Origin of the sequence: Lysinibacillus sp. HST-98 (genome assembly GCF_016757845.1) — a bacterium.
GTDB lineage: Bacteria > Bacillota > Bacilli > Bacillales_A > Planococcaceae > Lysinibacillus > Lysinibacillus capsici.
Window position 1 is genome coordinate 102,106 of sequence record NZ_JAENHX010000011.1, and the last position, 25,413, is coordinate 127,518.

Consider the following 25,413-nt stretch of genomic DNA (forward strand, 5'->3'; position numbering starts at 1 on the left):
TTTATTTTTTATAGAAGATAGGGCGCTTGAATTCCCTAAAGAAAGTACATTATGGAATAAATTGCCTTCAGCGGAAAATAATAAGGTTACTTCTTTAAGTAGTACTACCTCCTACTTTAATGACCCTGTTTCATTAAAGAACAGCTTAATTTAGTAGTAGAAGCCTTTAGTAATATGCAAAAAATAAATAACATGAATAATTCATAAGCCAAACTACAATCTATCGCAGTTTGGCTTTTATTTGAGAATATTTTTAATTATAATGATAGCTTTTGTGAAGTTGGAAAGTTTACACCTTATCGGGAAGCTTCTTATAGTAATCATTTAGAAGTCTTAATCTTTCTCCATAGGGGACATCCCTCTGTACAATTCAAAAGAAGCTCCAAAGCTAAATATTAACAAAAGAAATAAGGTGAATTACTATATAACGCAAAAATTATTGCGGCAAATACGGATTTTTTTTAGGATAGATTCCTGTAATATTTTAATTGGCCAAGGAAATGATGCATGCATATGTAGCAAAATTTAAAGAACTAGGGGAGATTTAAAATGAAAAAGAATAAAAATGAAAAATCAATTAATAGTCTTCAATATGAAATCCAAGCACAAGATTTAGATGGAAAATCAGGTGCTGGTATTCTTACTGCTATTCAATTAACATTAGCGAAAAAATGTGGAGGCTATTTTACAGCTTCATACGAATGTACTAGTAATAATATTCCTTGTAATTAATATTTACTTTGAAGGAAATGCTCAGAAGGATTTTAATCCTTCTGAGTTTTTCTTATAACCAACAAAAAACTCTTCTAACTTAAATTTTAAAAAGGAGTTGTAGGCATGCAACAACTGAATTTAAATATTACCGAAGACGAAAAAGAAATACTTTTATTTTGGAAAGATTTTTTTCCTGAATTCAAAGAAGATGATGATTTAGAGAAACTTTTTTTGCGAGTATACAATAATAATATTGAAAATTATTTGAAGGATAGAGAAATAGAAGATACATATCAAAAAGAATTTATAAATAAAATTATGGCTTTTAATATAAAGAATGATAATGAGATAATCTTTAACAATATAATGGATAAATATTTTCATGATTTTAAGTGGATTGGTTTTTTTAGACCATTATTATTAAAATATGATGACACAATAAAAAATATTATTAACTCTAAGCTGTTTAAAGATAGTGAGAGGGCATTTGATTTAATTTATTGTCAAATGTTGCAGAGTTTGGTTAATAGATCATTTAGAGTTATCGTATTAGAGATTAATCTAGCAAGACAAGAGAATATTTTATTAGGTAAAGATTCTGAAGAGAGATACACTTATTTTGTTAAAGAATTATTATTAGATAATAATTTTCTTGCTAAAATATACAATAAATATCCAGAATTAATACGTATTTTAGATAATTATTTAGAAAATACAACTAAATATTTAAAAGAAATCTTAAAAAATCTAAATGATGAAAAGAACTCTCTTTTTATGCAAATGGAAATAAATAAAGATATTAAATTAGAGAACATCGAATTTAGTCATGGAGATACTCACAATGGAAATAAGTCGGTTGCTAAACTAATATTTGAAAATAATTTCAATTTAATGTATAAACCTAGATCTTTAGAAATTGAAAAAGGCTATAAAGATTTAATAGACTGGCTGGACAATAGAATATCTGGCTTTAAAAAGCCATATGCAGCTAATGTATATAGCAATAATAATTATGGCTTTATGGAATTTATAAATAATAAAGAATGTGATAACCCTGAAGAAATTTCAAATTTTTATTTTAAAATGGGGGAGCTCTTAGCTATACTATATAGTTTAAATTCTAGGGATTTTCACATTGAAAATATCATAGCATTTGGGGAAAATCCAGTTTTGGTAGATTTGGAAACCCTTCTACATAAAACTGTAGAAATTAATGAAGAGGAAATAAGTAGTTATGAAAATATACTGAGTATTATCGGTAATTCTGTTGCAAGTATATCAGTGTTGCCTACTACAATGATTAATAAAAAAGAAAATTTAATTATGGAAGTAGGAGCAATGAATTCTGGTAAGGTACAAAAATCGCCTTATAGAACACAAGCTTTAGAAGAAAGAAATACAGATCGTATTCACATAAAAAATGTTTATAAAGAAATAGATAAATTGAATAGTAGCCCTAAATCTGGAGGTAGGTATTTATCTGCAGAGAATTATATTTCTGAGATAAAAGAAGGTTTTATTAAGATATACAGATGGATAGAAGAAAATAAAGATAAATACTATGAGAAAATAGAAAGTTTATTTGCACATAAATATTCCAGATATATTTACAGAGGGACGAACAATTATACTCAACTACTAGAAACCAGTTATCATCCAGATTTATTAAGTAATAAAATAGATAGATATATTTATTTCCATAGAATTTTTACAACCATAGATTTTCATAATAATGAAAAAGATATTGAAGTTACAAAAACTGAAATATTAGAAATGTTGAATGATGATATACCAATGTATCAAATTAAAAATGATGAAATATATATTTCTGATATGAAAGGTAATATTGTTCTGAGAGAAGAAGGTAAGAGTATTTTAGAGAGTATTGAAGAAAGAATTAATACTTTTAATGAAATTGATTTAAAAAGACAAATATCTATTATTAATCAATGCTTTATTGGCTGTGGATTAAAAACAGACATACCAGATGGAACAAACACGGTTTTTGATGAAGGTATTCAACCTAGAACAAGGACTGAGAACTTAAATATTGCAATTGATCTGACAAATTCGATGCTTGAAAGGGGAATTCGAAATAGCTCTAAAGAATCTATGAGTTGGATTGGTTTGAAAGGATATGGAAATGAGTTATATGAGAATCTACCTTTAGAAATTGACTTATATAATGGTAATTCAGGTATTATTATAACATTAATAGAGCTGTATAAAATTTCAAATGAAGAAAAATATAAAATTGCCATCGTTGAAAGTGTTAATTATGTTTTAGAGTTTTTAGAAACTTGTAATGTAGAGGAAGTAGATTTGGGTGCTTTCTCAGGATTGTATGGATCATTCTATAGTCTATTTATAGCTTGGAAATCAAATATTTTACCTAATAACGATAGATTAATAAAGACATTAATAAAGAAATTAGAGGAATCTGAAAAATATATTAAACAACTAAACAATTTAGATATCATAGGAGGATTAGCTGGTATTCTCGGTGTGCTGCTTACACTAAAAGATAATTTAACAAATGAAAATCCGTATATTGATCAGTGTTTAAATAGAATAATTCAGACCACTTATACTAGAATCGAGAAAAGTGCAATTTATGTTAATGAGAACATGGTGAAATGGAATGAAAACAATGACAGTGGATATGCTCATGGAAGTTCTGGAATAATTACGCAATTGGTGCGATATTATAAAAAATATCCTGATATAAGAAAACTAGATTTAATAAAGAAAAGCTTAAACTACGAAAGAGCATACTTAATTAATGAATCTCGAAATAAATGGATAATTCGAGACAACAGTCACTACTTCTCTTGGTGTAATGGTATAGGAGGGATTTTGTTAACTAAATTATACTTATTAAATAATAATTATAGTGATGAGAAGATAAAAGCTGAGATTGATATTTTAATAGAACAACTAAAATTGTGTGGCTTTAGATACGACAAAAGTCTCTGTCATGGAGATTTAGGCAGCCTCATTATATTAAAGTATGCTGGTGAAATTTGTGGTAATACAGGTCTAGTAAACTCTTCACAAAACTTAATTTCTGAAGTTGTATATAAATATAATGATTTGAAAAAGGATATATCTATGGAGATTGAGGATTGGGGATTAATGACAGGAACATCAGGTGTTATTCTGTCTATGCTTAATATAGTTGGTACGATTGATATCACTAAAATATTCTTATTAGAAGATCCTAACATAGGTGAAGTGAGATAAATGGGATTTAAATCAAAACGCAAAGTGCCTTTCATCGAACAATATCAAAAAACAGAATGTGGTATATGTTGTGTATGTATGATTCAGAATTATTATAATTTGGAAATTACCATACAAGAACTTAGAAAAGATCTTGAAGTAGGAAGAGATGGTAGTACTTTTACTCAATTGAATGAATTATTAGAGAAATATAATTTTACAACTAAAGCCTATAAAATACCTGCTGAAAAAATATTTATACTTGATGCACCTTCAATAATTTTGTGGGATAATAATCATTTTGTCATTTATGAAGGAGAAAAAAATAATAAAGTAGTGATTGTTGATCCTAAAATAGGTAGATTAAAATATAGTATTGAAGAATTTTCTGAACATTTTTCTAACTATGTACTTGTTCCAAAACCTAGTGAAGAATTTAAAACAAGTAAAAAAAATACTAGCCCTTTTAAAGAGTTAAAAAAAATAATTTTCTATAATAAATGGCATTATATTAGAAGTATTATAATTTCATTAATACTTTATACATTTACAATTGCATTACCGATTGGGATTCAAAAGATTATTGATCAAGTTATAGTAAATAAGCAAACTATAAGTATATTGCAAATATCTATATTATTAATTTTAATTTCTATTTTATATTTTGGGGTGAACTATACTAAATTAAAGTTCACTCTCCAACTGAGAGCCCAATTGGATAAGACATTAAATTATAATGTGGTAGGTCATTTATTAAAGCTTCCCTATAAGTATTTTTCAGTTAGAAGCAGTGGGAACACTATCTATTCGTTAAATAGTATACCTCAAATAAGAGAAATCTTCGCAAATCAATTTATAAATGGTTTATTAGAATCTGGTATATCAATATTTATACTTACTTATATTTTTTATCTTAAATTTGAACTGGGTATTATTTCAAGTCTATTATTTGCATTAAATATTTTAATCGTGTTTCTAACGAAGCAAAATATTCAAGACAATAGTAAATCATTAGTGTCTACTCAAAACGAAGTACAAAATATTCAATTAGAAACCGTTTATGCAATACTAGGTGTAAAAATGAGTGCTATTGAAAATGATATATTTAAAAATTGGAAAACAGTTTATTCGAAATTTATGGATAAGTATATCCAAAATGGAAATTACTCTAATAAAATAAATAGTATATTAGAGTTACTAAAATTCATATCTCCTTTGACTATACTTTTTATTTCCATTTACTTTGCATCTGTAGGTGATATTTCACTTGGGATGATTATCTCGATTTATTCATTAAGTACTATATTTTTTGGACTTTCTTCAACTGTTTTAGACACCTTTACAAGCTTTATAAATAGTGGCGTATATTTTTCCAGGATAGCAGATATTCTTTCTAGCGACTTTGAAATAAATGGTGGCGAAAAAAAGAAGCTTGATGGGAGCATAGAACTTAAAAATGTATCTTTTTCTTATACAAAAAATTCTAGTAAGATATTAGAAGGAATTAATATTAATATAAACCCAGGCTCGAAAATAGCGATTGTCGGCAAATCAGGTTCTGGAAAGAGTACATTGTCAAAACTATTAGTCGGCTTATATTCCCCGACAGAAGGTGAAATATTTTATAACAATTTACCCTTAGATAAGATGGATAAAAAATTTGTACGACGACAAATAGGAATTGTACCACAGGATATAACACTATTTAACAGTAGTATACTTGAAAATATTGTGATGAATAGATTAGATATAACTTTAGAAGAAGTAGAAGATGCATGTAAAATAGCAAATATTCATGATGAGATTGAAGCTATGCCTATGAAATATCACACAATCATATCAGAGATGGGATTAAATTTGTCGGGTGGTCAGAGACAACGGATAGCACTTGCAAGAGCATTGGTAAATAAACCAAGGATCATACTATTAGATGAAGCAACAAGCTTTCTTGATAATATAAATGAAAAACTTGTATCTGATGCATTTAAAAAAATTGGTGCTACGCAAATTGTTATTGCACACCGTCTATCGACTATCATTAACTCTGATATTATATTTGTATTAGAAGACGGAAAAGTAATTGAACAAGGTACGCATGAAGAGTTATTAAAACACAAAGGGCAATACTATGCATTATATTCAAATAATGAGATTAAAAATAACGGGGAAGTAATAATACAGTGAATTAATAAAAACCTTCTAATAAAACATATTAGAAGGTTTTTATTTTAAAATAAGGGTAATTATTACATTTATCGATGGATTAAAATTACATTAAATGCTATTATATACATATATAATATTTGAATTAAAGGGGAATGAAAATTATGCAAACAGCATTATGGAACGTAATACAATTGTTTAACGAGAGAGAGGATATAGAAGTAAAGGAATTAGAGGTTGCTAAGAACATGCTAGATGATAAAACGTTTGCGCTACTGTTAGAACATTTTGAAGGTAAGTTGGAAATTAGATCGGAACAATGGTTATAAATAGTCGTGAATTAGAAATACAAACAGAAATTCAACTTTTTATAGAAGAGTATTTTAAAACAAGTAATCTACATATAGAAATGAAAAAAATTGTTCTAAAATTATTGTCTTTAGAAGGTAAAATATTTAATACTTCAAATTCCCATTTTACTTGGAGCGAGTTTTATTTCTATGTATCATCATTACTCGATAAAAAGATTCCTTATTTAAAAAGAGTTGGACAAGCTGCTGCATTTGAATTGCTTATTTTATCTACAGACCTTATAGATGATCTTATAGATGATGATTTCAATAAAGAGACACTTAGCTATTTTACAAAGGCTCAGGCGGTACTACTATCAAATGCATTGCTAATTGAATCATTAAATTTATTGGTGAAAAATACTAAAAGAAATCCGAATAAAATACTTTCAATTATTAATGCAAATTTAATAAATGCAAGTAATGGGCAATGGGATGATATATATTTTAATGTTGATAAGCCTGGAACTTCTGAAAAATTATATTTTCAATTAATTCAGCAGAAATCAAACTCTCTTATAAAATTGATATTTGAATTAAATAATTATAATGTTGAAAAAAACTCTGTATTAAAGGAGATATCAATGTATATAGGGTATGCAGGTCAAATTAGAAATGATGTTCAAGATGTTTTTTCAAATATTAAAAGTGATCTTAAAAATAAAAAAGCTACACTTCCATTAATAAAGGCCCTTGAATATAGTCAGCAGAACGATAATAATTATCTCATTAAACAGTTATATGTTATGGATGAAAACAATGATAATTCTCATTCATTTAATGAACTTAAAACATATATTAGTAAAACAGGAGCAATAGATTATTGTTTAATTTTGTCTAAGTTATATATAAATAAAGCAAAAGATTTATTACTTAAACATTATCCTAATAGTAGCATAGAGATAGATAAGATTATCAAACTTATTGATTAGGAGATATGTAATGTTTAGAGTAGCTATACTAATTTTAGTATTTATTTGGGGTTTTAGCCTTTATTTATTTTATGATTCTACTTATTTTTATCAAAAAATAAATGAAATAACATATAATTTTGAATTATTCTATGTATCTCCTGATTTATCTAAATTTTTAAATCTTTTAGAGGTAATTATTTATTATTATTCAACTTATTTTATTAGTGCTGTTTATTTCCTGACTGGAATATATGCGTATACTCAAAGACCAACATCAATTATTATTCGTAATTTTTTCTATTTAATGAGTGTAATAGGAACATCCATTACATTCTCAAAGCCTTCAAGCTTAAACTTATCTATGGCCAGTGAAATTGAATTACTATCGATTAGTTTAATACCATATTTTTTAATACTTTTTTTTGAATATTTTCCTTACTATAGTGAACGGATTTTTATAAAGAAAACTAAATATTTCCTTTTGGGTTATGGGATAGTAATAAATATATTGTATTATATTTCTCTATTTATCTTAGGAAAAGTAAGCCTATTATTAATGCTTTTTATAAAAACAGCATTAGTTATACAATTAGTCTTTTCAATATACATCTGTTTATATTTGCTAATTAAATTATGGAAATCCAACAATAAGTGGATTCATAACCAATTAATTATTTTATTAGGAAGCCTTATTGTAGCATTTAGTCCCATCCTTTTATTAAGTATTATACCAGGTAGTCTCTTCAACTTATCTACTATTCCTTTCAGTTACAGCATTATTAGTATTATACTTTTACCTTTAACTTTAGCCTATCTATTGATAAAGCAGGAAGTACTTGATTTTAATAAAAGTTTGAATACTTACAAGTATAATTTATTGGGTTTATTATTGATTTTTACCATTATAAATATTTTATTATGTATAACTTCTTTGAACTTTAAGCAAATTACTTATCAAAATCTATTATTAATATTAGCTTTTTTATTGTATGGCATCTTTGGTAAAATTATTGATCCTATTAAATCTCGTAATCTGCAAAATAAATTTTCTCAAATTCAAGAAGAAAAGCAACGTATTTTACAAGAAATTAATAGCAAAAAATTTCTTCAAACATGTGCTGAACATATTGTGAAACTGATACATAAAATGGTAGATGTTAATGGAGCGTGTATAGTCTGGGGGAAGAATGAACCGCTAATACTATATGATTCAGGCTTATTTGATGATAAGGAAATAGCAAATGGAGCAATCAAACCTATACTAGAGGATATTACTAACAATGTTGAGTTTGTGAAGAAAACTCCTTACAATATATTTCCTATACTTAGGGGAGGAGAAATATTTGCAACAATAATAGTAGGGCAAAAAAGAAATTTAACGGCTATGGATAAAGAAGAAATAGCCTTATTAAAAAAAATTCAAAGTGAGGTATTAGATCTTTTTATAAATGTACAGCGATTGCAAAAAGTAGAGAATGAATTTAAATCAACCCAACATTCAAATTCATTAATAGATTATTTTAATTCTTACTTATTAAATGAATTAGAAACTGAGAGAAAAAATTTATCTGTTTTTTTACACGATGATATTTTACAAAATTTAATATTATTATTGAAAAAAGTACAAGCACTCCCGAATACTGTTGATGTCCAGGAATTTGAAAGGTACTTATTGTACTATATTAATGAAATTCGAGAAATGTGTAATAATTTACATCCAGTATTAGTTGAGGATTTAGGTTTAGAGATTAGTTTAAAATCTCTCGTAAAAAAAACAAGTACAAACCATGATATTTTAGTAAATTTAAATTACAATACATCACAAAAAATTATTCCCAATTCCTTGTCAATTCATGTTTTTAGAATAATTAAAGAGCTTATAAATAACGCAATCAAGCACGCATCTGCCACTGAAATTAATGTATATGTAGAAGTAGATAATAATAATTTAATCATAAAGATAATAGATAATGGAAAAGGATTCAATCCACCTGACAGCACTAATTTATATACTCAGAATAATATGGGATTGATGACAGTAAAGAAGAAAGTAAATCAATTACAAGGAATATTTGATATATATTCAACATTAGATATTGGAACAACAATAACAATCACCGTACCTATTAAATGGAGTGATAACCTTGAAAAATATTAAGATTGTTCTTGTAGATGACCATATATTATTATTAGAAAGCTTGAAAAACGTTTTAAACAAAGACCCTGAAATACAGGTGGTACATACTATTTCTAATCCTAATTCTATTATAAAGGATATAAAATTACTAAAACCAGATATAATTCTGATGGATATTAGATTGAATTCTTATAATGGTCTAGAATTAACAAAGAGCATCACCAATTGTATTCCTCAAATTTCTATAATTATTTTATCTGGATATAATTATGAAGAATATATTGAAGCAGCCTACAATGCTGGAGCAAGTGCTTATATCACAAAAGAAAAATCAAATGAGGAATTAATATCCACAATTAAGCAAGTTTATATAGGTTATAAAATATTTCCAAAATATGAAGTTGATCTTTTGTGTGAATCACTTACACCAAAGGAATGCGAAGTATTAAAACACATAGCAGCTGACAAAACGAATAGTGAAATTAGTGAAGATATGAGAATAGGAAAAAGAACAGTTGAGTATCATGTATCTTCTATAATTAGAAAAATGGATGCGGGTTCTAGAGTTGGTGCTGTAGTTAAAGCTATAAAGAAGGGATTACTTGATGTACATTAATAAAGAGAAATTATTATAAAACTTAATATCCTTAGTCAGGGAGCATTATATAGGAAATTTAATCCTATGGATTGCTCCTTTTTAGACTAAAGAATTAAAGCTGCTTTACAAACTATTGTTCCTGGCATAATGTATGTTAAATTTATTAAAATGTTTCGGATACTACTAAATCAGTACTGCAGTATAAATTATAATATTTCCCTTTTAAATCCATAAGTTCATAATGTGTTCCCTGTTCAATGATTTCACCTCTATCAAGTACATAAATAAAATCACTATTTTTTATGGTAGATAGTCTATGAGCAATAATTATACATGTACAGCCTAGACTAGTTAAGTAATTGGCAATCTTCATTTCATTGATAGAGTCTAAAGAACTAGTGGCTTCATCTAATAGTATTATTTGGTGTTTATTTATTATTGATCTCGCCAATGCGATTCTTTGCCTTTGTCCCCCGGATAGGTTTGAACCTGTATCAGAAATTATTGTGTTATAACCCATAGGCATATTTTCTATTTCTTCTGCAATTTGAGTAAATTCAGCTGCTTTTTTAACCCTATCTATCTCAATAGTCGAATTTCCCATAGTAATATTATTATAAATAGAATCATTTAGTAATTGAATTTCTTGAGGGACTATCCCCATCTGTTTTCGAATATGTTTTTTACTTATATACTTTATGTTGATATCGTCATAAAATATATTACCCTCATTTGCTTTGTATAGCCCTATAAGTATTTTGCCAAGTGTAGATTTTCCAGATCCAGATTCACCAACAATAGCTATCTTTTGCCCACTTTTAATATTCAAACTAATATCTTTTAATACCATTTTAGATTGATTTGTGTATGAAAAATAAATGTTTTCTAATTTAATGTTACCTTTTAAATTAGGGTAGGGATTTAAGCCATTTAATTCGATATCATTTTCAATTTCAACATCTGTGATGTCTTTAATTCTTTCTAAATTATTGGAAGCAATCCAAAATGTACTCCAAACTTGAAAAAAGGTAGAGCTTGTTGAAAAGAAAATAACAGTTAAAGAATAATATGCAAGTAACTCTCCTATAGTTAATGCACCTTTTAAATATTGATCCATACCGAAAACTAATACAATTAGAGGGGAAATAGTTAATGTTAGTTGATTAAAAGTATTATAAACGTTAGATATCTTACTCTGTTTATTAAATCGATAGAGTACATCGTCTAGTTTATCTATATATTTTTTATTAATTTGATCTTCTAGTGCAGAAACCTTAATACCAAAAATAGATGAAATAGTTTCTACTTGAATTTTTGATAATTTACTTCGTTCTACAATTTCATATAAATTTAGCTCTTTCATAAGTGGTCTTATAACAATAGTAATTAGTAAATAAATACTGAACAATATGAAAACAATAATAGTCAATGGCACAGACTTATACATTAAATAAGAAAACATAATTATTAAAGCGCCAAAATCTAAAATCCCTTTAATCATGTTTTCTGATAAAAGATCTCTTACTATATCAAGACTACTAATGCGATAAAGTATATCTCCTTTAGCTCTAGATTCAAAGAATTTATAAGGAACTTTTAATATATGATTGAATATATTTTTAAAGATTGAACTTTCTAGTATGATTTTAATGATAATTAAGTAATGACCTTTAATATATAGTAGTAAAGAATTTAATATGATAAAGCTAATAAAAATTAGTATTAGGTTCAAATCGAACGCTTTACTATAGATAACATTATCCATTAATTTTTGTATAAGAATAGGTAAGGCCAATGTAGTCATATAAGTAAGCAAGGATATTAAAAACAGCATTGAGAATATACCCTTGTTGCTTAATATGTAAGGTATTAACATTTTTATGGCATACTCTTTTTTATTATAGGGAATAAAGGAGTCATTAGGTGATGGAACTAAAATAACACCTGAAAAGCATTTTTCAAATTCTTCTTGTTCTAAAGTTATTCTACCAATAGCTGGATCCACAATGAAGAATTTCCCCTTTTTAATTTTTTCTAATATAATGAAATGATTATTGTTCCAGTGTAATATAATAGGACTATTAAATTCTTTTAAACCTTCAGCGGAAGTTCTATAAGCTTTTGAATAAAAGTTCAGCTTTAGAAATAAATTATGTATCTGATTTAATGTTAATCCGTCTCTACCGGTTTCTACTATCTCTCTCAATTTATGCATCGGCTGATAACTTTTATGATATCTTAAAATCATAGCTACACAGCATAATCCGCATTCAGTTGGATGTAATTGTTCAATAAATTGAACTGATCTTTTTGTTCTCATCCTTTACCAAACCCTTTGCAATATTTGATATTAAGGCACTATTAATTTTTAATAGCACCTTTTTTGAAATTACTCGATCCACAATATATCTGGCATCTCCACTCTACATCCGTATTTTAATAAGCTGTATCCATATCCTGCTAAACCAATCATTAGACCATATACACTTGCAGTTCTATAAGATGTTTTGTCCCATTTTCTAGAGATATAGTGATTGAATATCTCATTAAAGGTCTCATTACATTGCTCGTAAAGGGTTTCATCATCTAAAACAGAGGCTAGATGAAACAAAACTCCTATACTTCCTAAATCTCCGTGACATAAAGTGATGTTATTACCAAAACCTTTTTTGAGTGTAGTCTCCAATGCAATATTTATTTCTTTTGAGATTTGTTCGTCAAAGTACCCATGATTAATTAATACACTTCTACTTAATAAAATACCTGCAGCTCCATGACACCAACCAATGCTATCAGCTTCCCCATTGATTTGTGTTCTCCAATTTTTTGTTGTTGGAGAGTATAACTCCCTTTCAAAATTCAAGGCTTTTTTAATCAATTGATAGACATTTTTATCGTGTGTAATTTTATAAAAACGGCCTAGACTAGCTATAATACCACTTGTTCCATGAGCGAAGCCTGTATAACCACCGTCTCCATTAGTATCAACATAGCCCCAAAAAATACAGTTATCTTTAAATTCAATAGTGCTTTCTAATATTTTTTCAAATATAATGTAGCATGCATCTAATAATTTTTTTTTCACTTTGGCATTGTCTGAGGTATTATAGATAGAAATAAAGACAGATAAAGCACCTGACATTCCACCCAATAATTCTATCTGTGTATCATCACCTAAGTGTTCAAGAACAATATCTATATAATGCAAAGCTATATTTTTGTATTCCTCTATCTCTAAAATATTTCCTACATGGTATATTGTATATAAAATACCAGATAGCCCTGTAAATGCTCCGATATTCAATGATATTTCTTTATTTTTTTCGATATTTTTTAAAGTTTTTAGAGATGGAGAAAGAGTTTCTATAGCTGCCTTTTTAAATCTTTCTAACTTAGTAATAGAAGCTAAGGAAGCAAAGAATAAAGATATTCCATTATTTCCTTTATATAAATCTATATCTATAGAGGAAACATGTGATGTTACTTCATTTTTTCCATATACCATTAATCCCAACCAAGTTCTATCAGTTGACTCAGTGTCATAAATACTTTCATTTAATAACCGATCTCCTATTTTGATTGCAGTATTCAAGAAATCCGATTTTGAGGGCTTTGCGTCATTACTGAAATCCTTAGAAGTTTTAAATTTTAAGTTTGTTTCTTGTTTCGCATCATTAATGCTTGTGTGCATATACGAGAGATCAATTAGAGTAATTTGCTTTTTTAAATCAAGCTCATTCATTAGTTGAATTTTATTAATAACGGTTTCTAAGGTTGAATATTTAAATTCAAAATTAGGAATAATACTGTTTTTTGAGTCAAGTAATACTTTTTTATCTGTATAGACAGAAAAGTAGGGTATATCGCCATTCATTAAATCTCTATGTTCATGATATGACAAATGTTTAAATCCTTTTTTTAACTCAGACAAGGCGATTCTACTAAAATATACTTCTCTATGAATAGGATTTCTTAATAAATCAGGATGGAAACTAGATTTTAAGATTTGAGAATAAATAAAGGTTGGTTTACAAACGACCCTGCATTTTTCATTAGCAAATAGTTCACAGAGTTTGTTAATAAAACTGATTTTGTTTTCTGTTATCCACCTATACATGTTTGTAAAACCGGATTGAATATCATCTATAAATAATTCAGACTGAATCAATTCACCATTTAGAAGTGGGTTGTTATCATTAATATCCAGTATTCCGTAATCTTTTATTACTCTAATATTGTCTGAGTTTTTATTAATTAGTATGTTTGATTTTATTGGCGCTTGTTGTTTGGTATATCCCGCCATTCCGCCGAAATCGACAACCTTAATGGTATTTTCGTTTTTATTAATAGTCATTCTGCTTGGAAGGAGATATATTGAATAGACAGACCTATTAATAAAGTCTTGTGTTTTATTAATAACAGTTTTCTCACTTAACTTTTCTTCAAAATCTGGCTGTAATAAAGTTTCTAAATCTATCAAGTAAGGATATTCTCCTGAGGCTATTAAGTTTTCACTATGGAAGTCTTTGGAATTTAAAGCGTAAAGTAAACATAATAATTGTCCTGATCTAATATAAAAGCTTTTGACTTGTTCAATATTGTTACAGGGCTTGTATTCAATAAATTCCATCCAACCATGATTGCTTGTTGTATATATTTTTGCTGATTTAATTTTTTTTAAGTGTTTACTTTGATTATTCTCCATCCAAGATAGAAGGTCAGAATATTTTTGGTCGAATGCTAAAGACCTCGGTTTATATACTACTTTTTTATTATCTTCAAATGTTAGGATGGATACAGTTTTACCATCATTATGTGTATCCCCCATATTTAGGGATACATTAATTAACTTTTTAATATTTTCAGTGTTAAAAAGAGTTTTAAAGATATTTTTTATTTCTTGAGTTGTAGCACTTAAAATATCAAAAAGGAATTTTAAATAATTGTTAATTGTTAACAATAATAAATTTGTCAGTGACTCATATTCCATATATAAGGACTTTAAATATTCCTCATTTTGTAGTTTTTCATTGATGTAATATTGAAACCTATCTTCAGATGTTTCGCCTATAAGATTCCCTTGTTTTTTTTCAAAATCTATTTCAAATACTAGCATTTTATAACTAATATTGAAGGAAATATTGTACATATGAATGAAAATATCAGAGTAAAATGTTCTTTTACTATAAACTAAATCAAATTTTTCAAAGTGATCGAACCATTTTCCAAACTCCTTTAAAAATAGAGGTTTAAAGAAATTTAAAAATGGGAAATCCTCTTTATTTAAAGTAGAAAGAATGCGAAAGAGATTATTATTCGGTTTAAAGTTAAAAAGTGAATCAATCTTTTGCTTATTAAGAGCAAATCTCATTGATTCTTTTTCCCATTCTTCTTTGAAATCAACAAATTTTCTATTTGTCGTTTGGTGAATTAAGTCTTCAACTTCAATTTGCGTTTTAACTTCAGGGAAAAATTTACTCCAATAATCCAATACATCTTGAAAATCAATTTCTTGATCTAATACCTTCTCATTTATAATCATAATTTGCTCCTATCTAAAAAGGGTGGTACCTAATAAAAGTACACACCCTTGTTATAAATCTTCTTAATAAAAATTAGCAGGGAGTTGTTCCGTTACATTCTGCAGACCAAGTACAAGCCATTCCATAGTTATTCCCTAATCCAACAGCGTTGGCAATTGCTCTAGAGATAGCATCATTTGTGCCACCAGCTATTAATGACATATCTTGTTCATTAATTTCTTCAAAAAGATTTCCAGCAGGATTAATTTCATTTATTGCTAGTTTATTTTTTATAATTGGGTTTTTTGTAAATTTTGTATTCAAGTTAATCGCTCCTTTTTTTGTTATGAGATATCTCACTTACTATCATATCTTGTATTTTTTACAAAAAAATCCGTATTTACCGAAATTACCTATAAAAATATTGATTGTATAGAAATGGAAATGCTATTATATGTAATTGAAACAATACGTGAGAAGGAGGAGAAGAAATGAGTAATATTTTAACATTGTCGAACATCACAAAGAGTTATCGAAATAATAAAGTAATTAATAATGTTTCTTTCTCAGTTCCAAAAGGTGAAGTAATAGGTTTAGTTGGACCAAATGGTGCAGGGAAAACAACCCTTATGCGAATAATTATGGGATTAATAACGAAGTTTGAGGGGGAAGTTCGGTTTGATATTGAAAAGCAGCCTTTACAACATATAAAACGTATTGGAGGACTGATTGAATACCCTAGTTTTTATCCCCATATGAGTGGAATGGATAACCTTATTTATTTTGCAGAGATTTCAGGGGGATATGATAGAGATAATGTTTCATCTGTAATCCATTTATTGGGGATTGAAGGTTTTGTTCATAAGAAGGTAAAAAGGTATTCTTTAGGAATGAAACAGAGGTTAGGAATTGCACAGGCATTAGTTAATAATCCTAAACTATTGATTTTAGATGAACCCACAAATGGCTTAGATCCAGAAGGAGTTGCTGAAATAAGAGAAATACTGGGAAAAATTTCAAAAGAAAGAGGGATATCAATTCTTGTATCCAGCCATATTTTATCAGAAATTGAAGCTGTTTGTGATAAAGTTTTGTTTTTGAAGAAGGGAACAGTAGTAGATTATATTGATTTAAAAACAGAAAAACAGACTGATAGAGAGCTACATGAATTTATCATAGAAACTAAAAAAATAGAAATGGTAAAAAACTATTTAAATGATGTACAAAACATACCTTTTATAGAAATAGATCAAGATAAAGTAAAATTTCAATATCTTTATAAAGATTCTGATTCTCTTATAGTAGATTTAGTAAAAAATGAAATTAGTATAAATGCTATTTATCCACTTCGCAAAGATTTAGAAAAGAGATTTTTTGAGTTAATGGGAGGAAATAAGATTGAATAGCACTTTAAGAATATCAATATTAGAGGTTAAACAATTATTCAAAAGATACGGCATTTGGTCAAGTTTATTTATTGCAGTTTTATACACTATTACAATTTATCTAAAAAGGCCCATGTATCCATCCCCTTCGAATTTGGATACATATTACAATTACTTTGGTGATATTTCGTACTATATTATTCTCATTCTGCCTTCTTTTATTATGTCCAGAGAGTTTTCATTAAAAACTTCTAGAATTATATTCACAGGATCTTTATCACGTATAAATATCGTCCTATCAAAATTACTTTCATTGATTTTAATTGGATGTATTGTTGGAACTATTCACCGATTACTAGCCAATTTATTGTGGGTATTGGAACATAATAAATTTACTCTGAATAATCTTACACACGATATTTTTACTAATCTAACAAATTATTTACTTATTTCCTTTTTTGTTTCAAGTTTATCTTTCATCATTGGTTTCATTACGTTCAGTCAAATTGCAACAATAGTTTCCATTATTTCTATGTTTTCATTTGAGAGTATGATTAGAGGTATTATTCTAATAAAATTAGATTCTACAACAAAATTAGCTCTTTGGATTAAAGAGAATCCACTGGCTTTGGTTTATAAGGGAATGCAATATAATAATTTATCAATATCAAATAATATTTGTTTAGCATTAACAGGCTTAGTATTATTTTTAATATCTTTAATAATTATTAATAAAAGAGAAATTTAGGAGATTGATAATATGACTGGTATGTTTTCTATAAGCCGAATGGAAATAAAGAAAATATTTGATACATCAACATGCGTTTTTTTAATAATATTATTTATTGCTACAATTATTGATAATGTTCTATATTATCAGATGAACTTAAGTAAAAGCGTAGAGTTAAGCGGAAATATTGGTATTTCCTTATTTATTATACAAATTTATTTTATTTACTTAGGTAGTAATATGATAGGATCCGAGTTTAGTTTTGGAACTTCGAAAATGGTATTCAGTAGTATGTTCAGTAGAAGTCAAATAATTCATATTAAAAGTGTTTCATTTTTATTTTATACTTCTTTATATGGCATTTTTAATATATTAATTGGATTAACTGTTCAACTTATCATAGGTAAACATTTCTCTAGTATGGAGATCCTAAGTACGCTATTCTCAGTTTGGATTGTATATATAGTTTATTTCGCTTCTATCTTATCAGTAGGAATATTTACAATTTCTATTACGTTTAATCGCGTTTACTCATTAATAACTGGATATGTTCTATATATTTTTTTATATAACATTGGTATACAAATTGTAGAAAGAGATGAAAGTTGGATGAAGACGATTATGGAGAATACACCATTTTACATTGCTTCTGATGGTTTTTCCACTCTATACTACAATATTAATGATATTATTTACTTAAGCTTCTTTTCAGTAGTAATTTATATAATAGGTCTCTATATTATCAAAAAAAGAGATTTGAAATAAATAAACTCTATATATTTTGTTTAGATTCTTGGAATAATCGTAGTTTATCAGGGAAATATATTTTAAATGTAGTGCCAGTATCTTCTTGAGAATCTACACTTATGCGTAACCCTAATTTTTTGCACAAGGTTTCACAAAGGTACAAACCCATACCAGTAGATTTAACATAGTTTCTACCATTGGTTCCCGTGAACCCACGTTTAAAAATTCTCTCAATATCAGATGAAGCTATACCTATACCATTGTCTGATATTAACAATAAAGTACCGTTTTCTACTTTTTTAGCAATAAAGGATAATTTAAGTGGATTATGACGATATTTGATAGCATTATCTATTAATTGCTTTAAAATAAAAATAATCCATTTTGAATCAGATGTGACTTTCAAATCAAGGTTATCCTTATATATGCTACCATTGGCACGAATAATACTTAGAGATAATGATTTAATAGCTAAATTTACAGCCTTATCAAGTGTAAATGTTTCTATTCTATAATCTTGAGTTAAAGTACTACTTCTTGCATAGTATAGAGCTTGTTCAACATAACCTTCTATTTTTAATAGTTCTTCTTGAATAAGTATGTTTTCAGGTGTCTTATGGTTACTTAAAATTAACTTTAGTGCAGTGATTGGTGTTTTTATTTCATGTACCCAAAGTTCAATGTAGTCTGTATAATCACGTTGAGCGTTTTTCAAAGAGAACATACAATCATTCATGTATTTTGTTGCTTCATTTAAGATGTTGTAGAAGAATTTCCCTGAAAAAAAAGGGGGTTCCTCTACAATATCTGCGATGTATGTTTTTTCTTTGATTTGTTTTGAAATATTTTTTATTTCATTATAATATTTACTTAATTGATAGTATTTAACTATAATTGGTGTGAAAAAGAAGAATAGAAGAATTAAATCTATTACTATTACTAAACTTCCATTTTCATTATACAAGTAGAGGACACTAGAGATAATTAGCAAAGATAGTAAATGAAAAAGTATTGCTAACTGTTTTTCCTTAAAAAATTCAATTAAACTCATAACTGATAACCCTGTCCTCTCTTCGTTAATAAATATTTTTTTAAACCGATCGATTCCAATTTGCGCCTTAACCTCGATATATTAACATTTAAGGTATTTTCATCAACAAAATCTCCGTTTTGCCAAAGCTCATTCATTATTTCATCTCTAGAAACTACGTTTCCTTTATTCATCATCAATAATCTAAGAATGCATAATTCATTCTTTGTAAGTTCTATTTCTATATTATTATAAATAGCTTTGCTCTTTAATATTTCCAGTGTTAAATCTTTATAAGAAAGAATAGCACTTTTGGAAATTTCGTAAGTTCTCTTTAAAACGGATTGAATATGAGCTAAAAGGATTTGTAAATCATATGGTTTTGTAATAAAGTCATCTGCTCCTATTTGAAGACTTAATAGTTCGTCAAAGGAAGTGTCACGGCTAGTTACTATAATAATGGGCACAGAAGACACTTTCCGAATTTCACGACACACTTGAAAACCGTCTTGAAAAGGAAGGTTAAGATCTAAAATAATTAAATGCGGCATGCTTTGTAGAGCATCTTCTACAATTTTTGTGAAATCGTCGCCACTTATGCATTCATACCCATATCTCTCTAGAAAATCAAAAAGTTCCTTTCTGATAATTGGATCATCTTCGATAATGAATATTTTCATTTTTAATCTCCCCTTAATTGAACCAATGAATGGTTTTATTTCCATAATTTATACCTTTTTATTATATTATAGTGCATAGTAAGTAAACTTACAAAACGGTAATATTATGATACAATAATCGATTTTTTGTTAATTCATTGAATGGTAATATTATGGTAGCAAAAGGATAAGTCATCCATAAAAGGAGTGAAATTGGGAAGTGAATACAATATTAAAAGTTGAAAATATTGAAAAGGTGTATGGTAATAAGGGTAATGTAACCCATGCATTAAAAAACATTTCATTTGAAGTGCAAAAAGGCGATTTTATAGCAATTATGGGACCAAGTGGAAGTGGTAAATCGACTTTACTTAATTGTATTTCAACCATTGATACTGCTACGGCTGGTCATGTATTTATAGATGGCGAAGATGTCACAAAACTAAAGGGCCATAAATTATCAAAATTTAGAAGTGAGAAGTTAGGTTTTATATTTCAAGAATATAATTTACTAGATACACTAACTGCTTTTGAAAATGTTTCTTTGGCATTATCTATAATTAATTATCCAGTGAATGAAATTGAACATGAAGTCGATAGAGTTGCAGCCGCTTTGGATATAAAGGAAGTATTGTACAAATACCCATATCAAATGTCAGGAGGACAACAGCAAAGAATTGCGGCAGCGAGAGCCATTGTTACAAGGCCTACATTATTATTAGCCGATGAGCCAACAGGGGCTCTTGATAGTAAATCTGCTAAAATGTTGCTGAAAAATTTAGAAATATTAAATCAGCAACAAGATGCCACAACTTTGATGGTTACTCATGATCCTTATAATGCTAGTTATTGCAGAAGGATTATTTTTCTAAAGGATGGAGAAATTTTTAATGAACTAATACGAGGAAAAGATGATCGTAAAACTTTCTTTAATCGAATAATGGAGGTTGTTGCACTACTAGGAGGAAATATCAATGATGAGTTTTAAATTGATATATAAAAATGTAGGCAGAAGTATTAAAGATTATGCTATTTATTTTCTAACTCTTGTTTTAGGTGTCAGCCTATTTTATGCATTTAATTCAGTATCATCACAACCAGCTTTAAATGATTTAAATTATTCTATGGAGATTTTTGGGGATGCATTAGTTACGTATATTGGACTTTTAACAAGGTTTATTGCAATTGTTTTTGCTTTTCTCATCATATATGCCAATCAATTCATAATGAAGCGAAGAAAAAAAGAAATGGGTATTTATATGACATTAGGGATGAGTAAATGGCGGATATCCTTTATTTTTGTAGGTGAGACCTTTTTGGTAGGGTTATTTGCTTTAATTATAGGCCTTGGGCTAGGATTTTTAATGTCACAAGTTATTTCGATATTAGCTTTAAAAATGTTTGTAGGTGATGCAGTAGGATATAAATTGTTGTTATCAAAAGAAGCTATAAAAGAAACTATTATAAGTTTTTCAATTATTTATATTATAGTAGCACTTTTTAATACTCGTAATATTATGAACATTAAACTTATCGATTTATTAACTGCGAATCGTAAAAATCAAGAGTTAAAGGTCTATAACAAATGGGCGACAAGTAGCCTTTTTTTAGTAGCAATTACTTTAATAACTACTGGAATACTATTGTTAATGAAATTAGGACTTGATAAGAATTATTTAACTGTGATAGTCTCGCTTCTTGGTGTTGGTATTATTATGTTTTATTATACCATTTCCAGTGTGATGGTGTTCTTGGCTAAAAGAAACAAAAAGCTGTATTTTAAAGAACTAAATTCATTTTTGTTTCGACAATTCGGAAGTAAAATGCAAATCAATTTTCTAGTAATAAGTATCTTAAGTGCATTACTGATAGCTTCACTAGTTGTTCTAGGTACAGGATTTAGTGTTACAAGTTCTATGAATAAACAAGTTACCACTGCAACCCCATTTGACTTAACAATTGTAAAACCATATGAGGATAACAAAAATCTTTTAGAAACAGCAAAACAAGATGGCATTCCACTGAAAGAAAATCTTAAAAGTTATGTAGAGATAATGTTGTTTAATGCCGATTTAACTTATGGAGAATTGTTTAAAGAGCAACAAGTAAAACTATCTGATTTAGAACAAGAGATACTTATGTCAAAAGTTACTTTAATAACTGAAACAGATTACAATAAAATATTGGAACTATCTGGAGAAGAGGGAATTCAGTTAGGAGAAAATAAATTCATTATTAATGCAAACTATGAACCTTTTAATAAACATATTCAATATTTCTTAAATAATGAAGGGAAAATAAGAATTGGTGATAAGGAGCTCACTCCTGCAAACAAAAAAATATTTGGTAACATTACTTACTTAACAAATTCAACAAGGGCAAATGATGTAGGAACAGTGGTTGTTCCAGACAATATGAAAAATTATATGAATCCTGATAGTTTCTTATTGAATGGTGTTTTTCCCTCTCAAGAAATTGAGGGGATGGTCTATAAAATAATGAATAATAAATGGATTGAAAAATCTCTTGAAGGAGAGATTTATTATGTAACTAAGAGTGTGATACAAGACACTTACTTTGGCATATTTGGAGTAATAGCTTTTATTAGCAGTTACTTAGGAATAATTTTAATGATTGTCACGTTATCGGTACTAGCATTACAGCAATTAACAGAAACCCAGGATAACAAAGAAAGATACCTGACATTATCGAAAATTGGTGCAAATAAAAAAATGATTAATAGGTTGTTATTTAGACAAATTGGATTTTATTTTATTTCACCTTTAATTTTAGCTAGTTTCATATCAATCTTTACTACTAAGGTTGTATTAGAAAAATTAGAACCATTTTTTGAAGTTTCTATCAAACAGAATATGTTTTTAAGCTTTGGTATTATTTTGTTGCTATATGTAATATATTTCATTGCAACTTATCAGAGTGCAAAACAGGTAATTTTAGACAATAGACTTAAATAAAAGGAGTAGATAATATGACTGAATTTCTAATGGGTTTTGGATTATCGGAGGGAATAGTTGAAACTATTAAATGGTGGATTCCGTATTTAAGTTTTATAATGATCATAATCATCGTAACTATTTTATTTAAGGTTATCCGTAAAAAGAAAATAAAGAATTCGCAGAATTAATAAGCCATTTAGTTTATAAAAGTATTATTCTTGGTTAAATGATCTTAGAACTAACTTTCATTTTTAAATGACTGGCTCCACATAATTTTTTATATAAATGCACGTTACTATTGACAATTGAAGCAGTCAAAAATAATAGAGTATTCAACTTAAACCCAGTGCTTTTCTGGCCTTATGATCCATTGCTTTAGAATCACAAGTTGAGGAAATCGCTAGCATACTTAAGGATCATTTAGAGAAAGAGAAGTAAATGTTATAAAAATGCCCAAGTGGAATGATTACCACTTGGGTTTTTCTACTACGTATCTAAAAACCGAGGAAGGCGGGCAAGCATACAAGGTAGGACGCTCACATGGTCCTCCTCATCAAACTTCACATAATTAGTATAAATGTTTTGGTCGCTTAAACGCTTCATTCGTTCAGCCGCTAGATCAGCTCCTTCTAACATATCAGGCAACTCGTTAGCACCGATTGTGAGTAAGAGATTAATAGCATGCTGACCGTTCCAATCTTCAAAAAATCTGTCTATTACTTTTAGTACCGCATTGTCAGCCCACCAAATAGAGGGACTGCCAGCTACAATATGACTGAATAAGTGAGGTCTTGCACATAAAGCATATAGTGTGAAAAGGCCGCCTAAGGAATGACCAACAATCGCTTGCTTCTTTTTATTGATAGGCCATTCCTTTGCTATAGCAGGTATGAGCTCATGTTCAATAAAATCTAAGAACTCATTGGCTTTGCCATTTGGAGGCCAAGGCGTTCCTTTTGGACGTGGTGGCAGATGTTCTTTGTTGACAGGTAGTGTAAAATCGAGACAGCGTCGCTCCATATCAAAAGGTTCCTTTGAGGGATAACCGATGCCAATAACAAGAATAGGATCATAGCCTTTTGGTTTACGGGTTTGTAATTTCACTGCCTCTGCAAGTGTTGGAAAAAGGGCGTCCCCATCTAAGGCGTAGATGACAGTATAACCATCTGCTGGTGGTTCATCTGTTGGGCTTGCAAATAAAATGCGATAATCTAGCTGTTGACGAGATGTCGTGGTAACTTCAAAGTAGTTTTCTGATGTATAAGGTTTCTTTGTCATTGTTGTCATGGCGCTAAAAACTCCAATACATCTTCTATCACTTTTCCTTGAGCATGAATACCGCCATTTAGCCAGTAATCCTCGGATGTCTCAAATACTTGATCGTTTTTGAAGGCTGCCGTACTTTTCCAAATTTTACTGTTCTTCAACTCATTTAAAAATCCATCCCCAAGATTACCATCATTGATTAGGAAAATATAATCGGCATCCAGTTCAGGTACAATCTCTAATGATACTTCGAAGGCGCCATTTTTCACGTAGCTGCTTTGTTCAAATCCTAATTCATGTGTTAGGACATATCCACTAAAATACTCATCAGTCATGAAAAACATACCTTTTGCATTAAAGCGAATTAAAGCAATTTTTTTACCTTTTGTTATAGAGGATAGCTTTGTTTTTGCTACATCTACTTTTTCTTGATAATCCTGTAAAGCTTGCTCAGCCTTGTCTGTTTCATCAAGTAGTTGCCCTAAAACTTTAATAGAGCCTTCTAAATTACTTGCAGCATTATTAAAAACATAGGTTGGAGCGATTTTTGCATATTTTTCATAGGTGCCATTTTCCACATAAAATGAATTGTGCAAAATAATTAAGTCTGGTTTATCTGCCATAATGGCTTCGGCTGATGGGGGACCGCTTGCAAAGCTAATTTCTGGTATACCCTGTAACTGATCTTGTAAATAAAGCTGTGGCTTAACACCGTTAGACCATTGCATAGTAGGCTTGATACCAAGAGCTAGTAATGAATCCTCCATGACAGGTGCAAAAATTTTAGTAGGCTTAGTTGGTAGTGTTACTTCATTCCCGACCTCATCTTTTAGTGTTAGCGGGTAAACACTTTGCTCCTTTGTACTTTCTGAGGATGCCTGCGTTTCTACCTGTTCCTCTTTAATGCTTAATTGGGTATTGCAGGCGGAAAGTATGCCCATAGTTAGCAAAAACATCGCTAATAAATAGGCAGATTTTATAATTGTATGACATTGATTACGACAATTTTGTTTCATTGT

At 28.5% G+C, this 25,413-nt stretch carries 19 protein-coding genes; 12 read left to right on the forward strand and 7 right to left on the reverse strand.

Features of this window, described 5'->3' with window-relative positions:
* The first annotated feature begins 549 nt into the window (after nt 1–549).
* The 7 genes from slmA (at nt 550) to JIN86_RS20360 (ending at nt 10,116) form a co-directional block, all read left to right on the forward strand.
* The gene (slmA, locus tag JIN86_RS20330) at nt 550–732 is read left to right on the forward strand and encodes a salivaricin M family lantibiotic (protein ID WP_004233864.1); all 183 of its coding nucleotides are present in this window, start codon (nt 550–552) and stop codon (nt 730–732) included.
* Between the two features lie 105 nt (nt 733–837).
* Entirely contained in the window at nt 838–3,957 is a 3,120-nt protein-coding gene (lanM, locus tag JIN86_RS20335) for a type 2 lanthipeptide synthetase LanM (protein WP_202342726.1), read from the forward strand.
* On the forward strand, nt 3,958–6,120 hold the full coding sequence (locus JIN86_RS20340; RefSeq protein ID WP_054548914.1) for a peptidase domain-containing ABC transporter: 2,163 nt from the start codon (nt 3,958–3,960) through the stop codon (nt 6,118–6,120).
* Between the two features lie 143 nt (nt 6,121–6,263).
* Nucleotides 6,264–6,428, forward strand: a complete 165-nt coding sequence (locus JIN86_RS20345; protein WP_202342727.1) for a hypothetical protein — start codon at nt 6,264–6,266, stop codon at nt 6,426–6,428.
* Complete coding sequence (locus tag JIN86_RS20350) at nt 6,419–7,381, forward strand: polyprenyl synthetase family protein (RefSeq protein ID WP_202342728.1); 963 nt, start codon at nt 6,419–6,421, stop codon at nt 7,379–7,381. Before JIN86_RS20345 ends, JIN86_RS20350 begins: the two co-directional genes overlap by 10 nt.
* 10 nt (nt 7,382–7,391) lie before the next feature.
* Nucleotides 7,392–9,521 (forward strand): sensor histidine kinase, encoded by a 2,130-nt coding sequence (locus tag JIN86_RS20355; RefSeq protein ID WP_202342729.1) that lies wholly within the window; start codon nt 7,392–7,394, stop codon nt 9,519–9,521.
* On the forward strand, nt 9,508–10,116 hold the full coding sequence (locus JIN86_RS20360; RefSeq protein ID WP_237497374.1) for a response regulator: 609 nt from the start codon (nt 9,508–9,510) through the stop codon (nt 10,114–10,116). The genes JIN86_RS20355 and JIN86_RS20360 overlap by 14 nt, the downstream gene beginning before the upstream one ends.
* A 145-nt stretch (nt 10,117–10,261) precedes the next feature.
* On the opposite strand, the gene JIN86_RS20365 is transcribed toward JIN86_RS20360, so the two are convergent.
* From JIN86_RS20365 to JIN86_RS20375, 3 genes are all read right to left on the reverse strand, one after another.
* The gene (locus JIN86_RS20365; protein ID WP_202342730.1) at nt 10,262–12,418 is read right to left on the reverse strand and encodes a peptidase domain-containing ABC transporter; all 2,157 of its coding nucleotides are present in this window, start codon (nt 12,416–12,418) and stop codon (nt 10,262–10,264) included.
* 69 nt (nt 12,419–12,487) lie between these two features.
* Nucleotides 12,488–15,640 carry a type 2 lanthipeptide synthetase LanM family protein gene (locus JIN86_RS20370; protein WP_202342731.1) on the reverse strand — a complete coding sequence of 1,051 codons (3,153 nt, stop codon included), beginning with the start codon at nt 15,638–15,640 and terminating at the stop codon, nt 12,488–12,490.
* A gap of 73 nt (nt 15,641–15,713) precedes the next feature.
* Nucleotides 15,714–15,944, reverse strand: a complete 231-nt coding sequence (locus tag JIN86_RS20375; RefSeq protein WP_004233859.1) for a plantaricin C family lantibiotic — start codon at nt 15,942–15,944, stop codon at nt 15,714–15,716.
* Nucleotides 15,945–16,111: 167 nt separating this feature from the next.
* Between JIN86_RS20375 and JIN86_RS20380 the strand changes: the two genes are divergently transcribed.
* Genes JIN86_RS20380 through JIN86_RS20390 form a run of 3 tightly spaced genes read left to right on the forward strand, consistent with a single transcriptional unit; the run spans nt 16,112 to nt 18,500 of the window.
* Nucleotides 16,112–17,026 carry an ABC transporter ATP-binding protein gene (locus JIN86_RS20380; RefSeq protein WP_202342732.1) on the forward strand — a complete coding sequence of 305 codons (915 nt, stop codon included), beginning with the start codon at nt 16,112–16,114 and terminating at the stop codon, nt 17,024–17,026.
* Nucleotides 17,019–17,753 carry a hypothetical protein gene (locus JIN86_RS20385; RefSeq protein ID WP_009373593.1) on the forward strand — a complete coding sequence of 245 codons (735 nt, stop codon included), beginning with the start codon at nt 17,019–17,021 and terminating at the stop codon, nt 17,751–17,753. Before JIN86_RS20380 ends, JIN86_RS20385 begins: the two co-directional genes overlap by 8 nt.
* 12 nt (nt 17,754–17,765) lie before the next feature.
* Nucleotides 17,766–18,500, forward strand: a complete 735-nt coding sequence (locus JIN86_RS20390; RefSeq protein WP_202342733.1) for a hypothetical protein — start codon at nt 17,766–17,768, stop codon at nt 18,498–18,500.
* A gap of 7 nt (nt 18,501–18,507) precedes the next feature.
* Here JIN86_RS20390 and JIN86_RS20395 read toward each other — a convergent pair whose 3' ends face one another.
* The gene (locus JIN86_RS20395; RefSeq protein ID WP_202342734.1) at nt 18,508–19,533 is read right to left on the reverse strand and encodes a sensor histidine kinase; all 1,026 of its coding nucleotides are present in this window, start codon (nt 19,531–19,533) and stop codon (nt 18,508–18,510) included.
* Entirely contained in the window at nt 19,530–20,192 is a 663-nt protein-coding gene (locus tag JIN86_RS20400) for a response regulator transcription factor (protein WP_004233853.1), read from the reverse strand. The genes JIN86_RS20395 and JIN86_RS20400 overlap by 4 nt, the downstream gene beginning before the upstream one ends.
* Before the next feature lie 199 nt (nt 20,193–20,391).
* Between JIN86_RS20400 and JIN86_RS20405 the strand changes: the two genes are divergently transcribed.
* Nucleotides 20,392–21,159: an ABC transporter ATP-binding protein gene (locus JIN86_RS20405; RefSeq protein ID WP_009373595.1), complete on the forward strand. Its 768-nt coding sequence runs from the start codon at nt 20,392–20,394 to the stop codon at nt 21,157–21,159.
* Nucleotides 21,146–23,146: an FtsX-like permease family protein gene (locus JIN86_RS20410; protein WP_202342735.1), complete on the forward strand. Its 2,001-nt coding sequence runs from the start codon at nt 21,146–21,148 to the stop codon at nt 23,144–23,146. Before JIN86_RS20405 ends, JIN86_RS20410 begins: the two co-directional genes overlap by 14 nt.
* Before the next feature lie 468 nt (nt 23,147–23,614).
* On the opposite strand, the gene JIN86_RS20415 is transcribed toward JIN86_RS20410, so the two are convergent.
* Complete coding sequence (locus tag JIN86_RS20415) at nt 23,615–24,415, reverse strand: alpha/beta hydrolase (RefSeq protein WP_202342736.1); 801 nt, start codon at nt 24,413–24,415, stop codon at nt 23,615–23,617.
* Entirely contained in the window at nt 24,412–25,410 is a 999-nt protein-coding gene (locus JIN86_RS20420; RefSeq protein ID WP_202342737.1) for an ABC transporter substrate-binding protein, read from the reverse strand. Before JIN86_RS20420 ends, JIN86_RS20415 begins: the two co-directional genes overlap by 4 nt.
* Nucleotides 25,411–25,413: the final 3 nt, after the last annotated feature.

Coding starts and splice junctions, on each gene's coding strand:
- lanM (WP_202342726.1), top strand. CDS start 838: ATGCAACAACTGAATTTAAATATTACCGAAGACGAAAAAGAAATACTT.
- slmA (WP_004233864.1), top strand. CDS start 550: ATGAAAAAGAATAAAAATGAAAAATCAATTAATAGTCTTCAATATGAA.
- JIN86_RS20380 (WP_202342732.1), top strand. CDS start 16,112: ATGAGTAATATTTTAACATTGTCGAACATCACAAAGAGTTATCGAAAT.
- JIN86_RS20345 (WP_202342727.1), top strand. CDS start 6,264: ATGCAAACAGCATTATGGAACGTAATACAATTGTTTAACGAGAGAGAG.
- JIN86_RS20395 (WP_202342734.1), bottom strand. CDS start 19,533: ATGAGTTTAATTGAATTTTTTAAGGAAAAACAGTTAGCAATACTTTTT.
- JIN86_RS20365 (WP_202342730.1), bottom strand. CDS start 12,418: ATGAGAACAAAAAGATCAGTTCAATTTATTGAACAATTACATCCAACT.
- JIN86_RS20415 (WP_202342736.1), bottom strand. CDS start 24,415: ATGACAACAATGACAAAGAAACCTTATACATCAGAAAACTACTTTGAA.
- JIN86_RS20370 (WP_202342731.1), bottom strand. CDS start 15,640: ATGATTATAAATGAGAAGGTATTAGATCAAGAAATTGATTTTCAAGAT.
- JIN86_RS20420 (WP_202342737.1), bottom strand. CDS start 25,410: ATGAAACAAAATTGTCGTAATCAATGTCATACAATTATAAAATCTGCC.
- JIN86_RS20355 (WP_202342729.1), top strand. CDS start 7,392: ATGTTTAGAGTAGCTATACTAATTTTAGTATTTATTTGGGGTTTTAGC.
- JIN86_RS20350 (WP_202342728.1), top strand. CDS start 6,419: ATGGTTATAAATAGTCGTGAATTAGAAATACAAACAGAAATTCAACTT.
- JIN86_RS20410 (WP_202342735.1), top strand. CDS start 21,146: ATGATGAGTTTTAAATTGATATATAAAAATGTAGGCAGAAGTATTAAA.
- JIN86_RS20400 (WP_004233853.1), bottom strand. CDS start 20,192: ATGAAAATATTCATTATCGAAGATGATCCAATTATCAGAAAGGAACTT.
- JIN86_RS20340 (WP_054548914.1), top strand. CDS start 3,958: ATGGGATTTAAATCAAAACGCAAAGTGCCTTTCATCGAACAATATCAA.
- JIN86_RS20390 (WP_202342733.1), top strand. CDS start 17,766: ATGACTGGTATGTTTTCTATAAGCCGAATGGAAATAAAGAAAATATTT.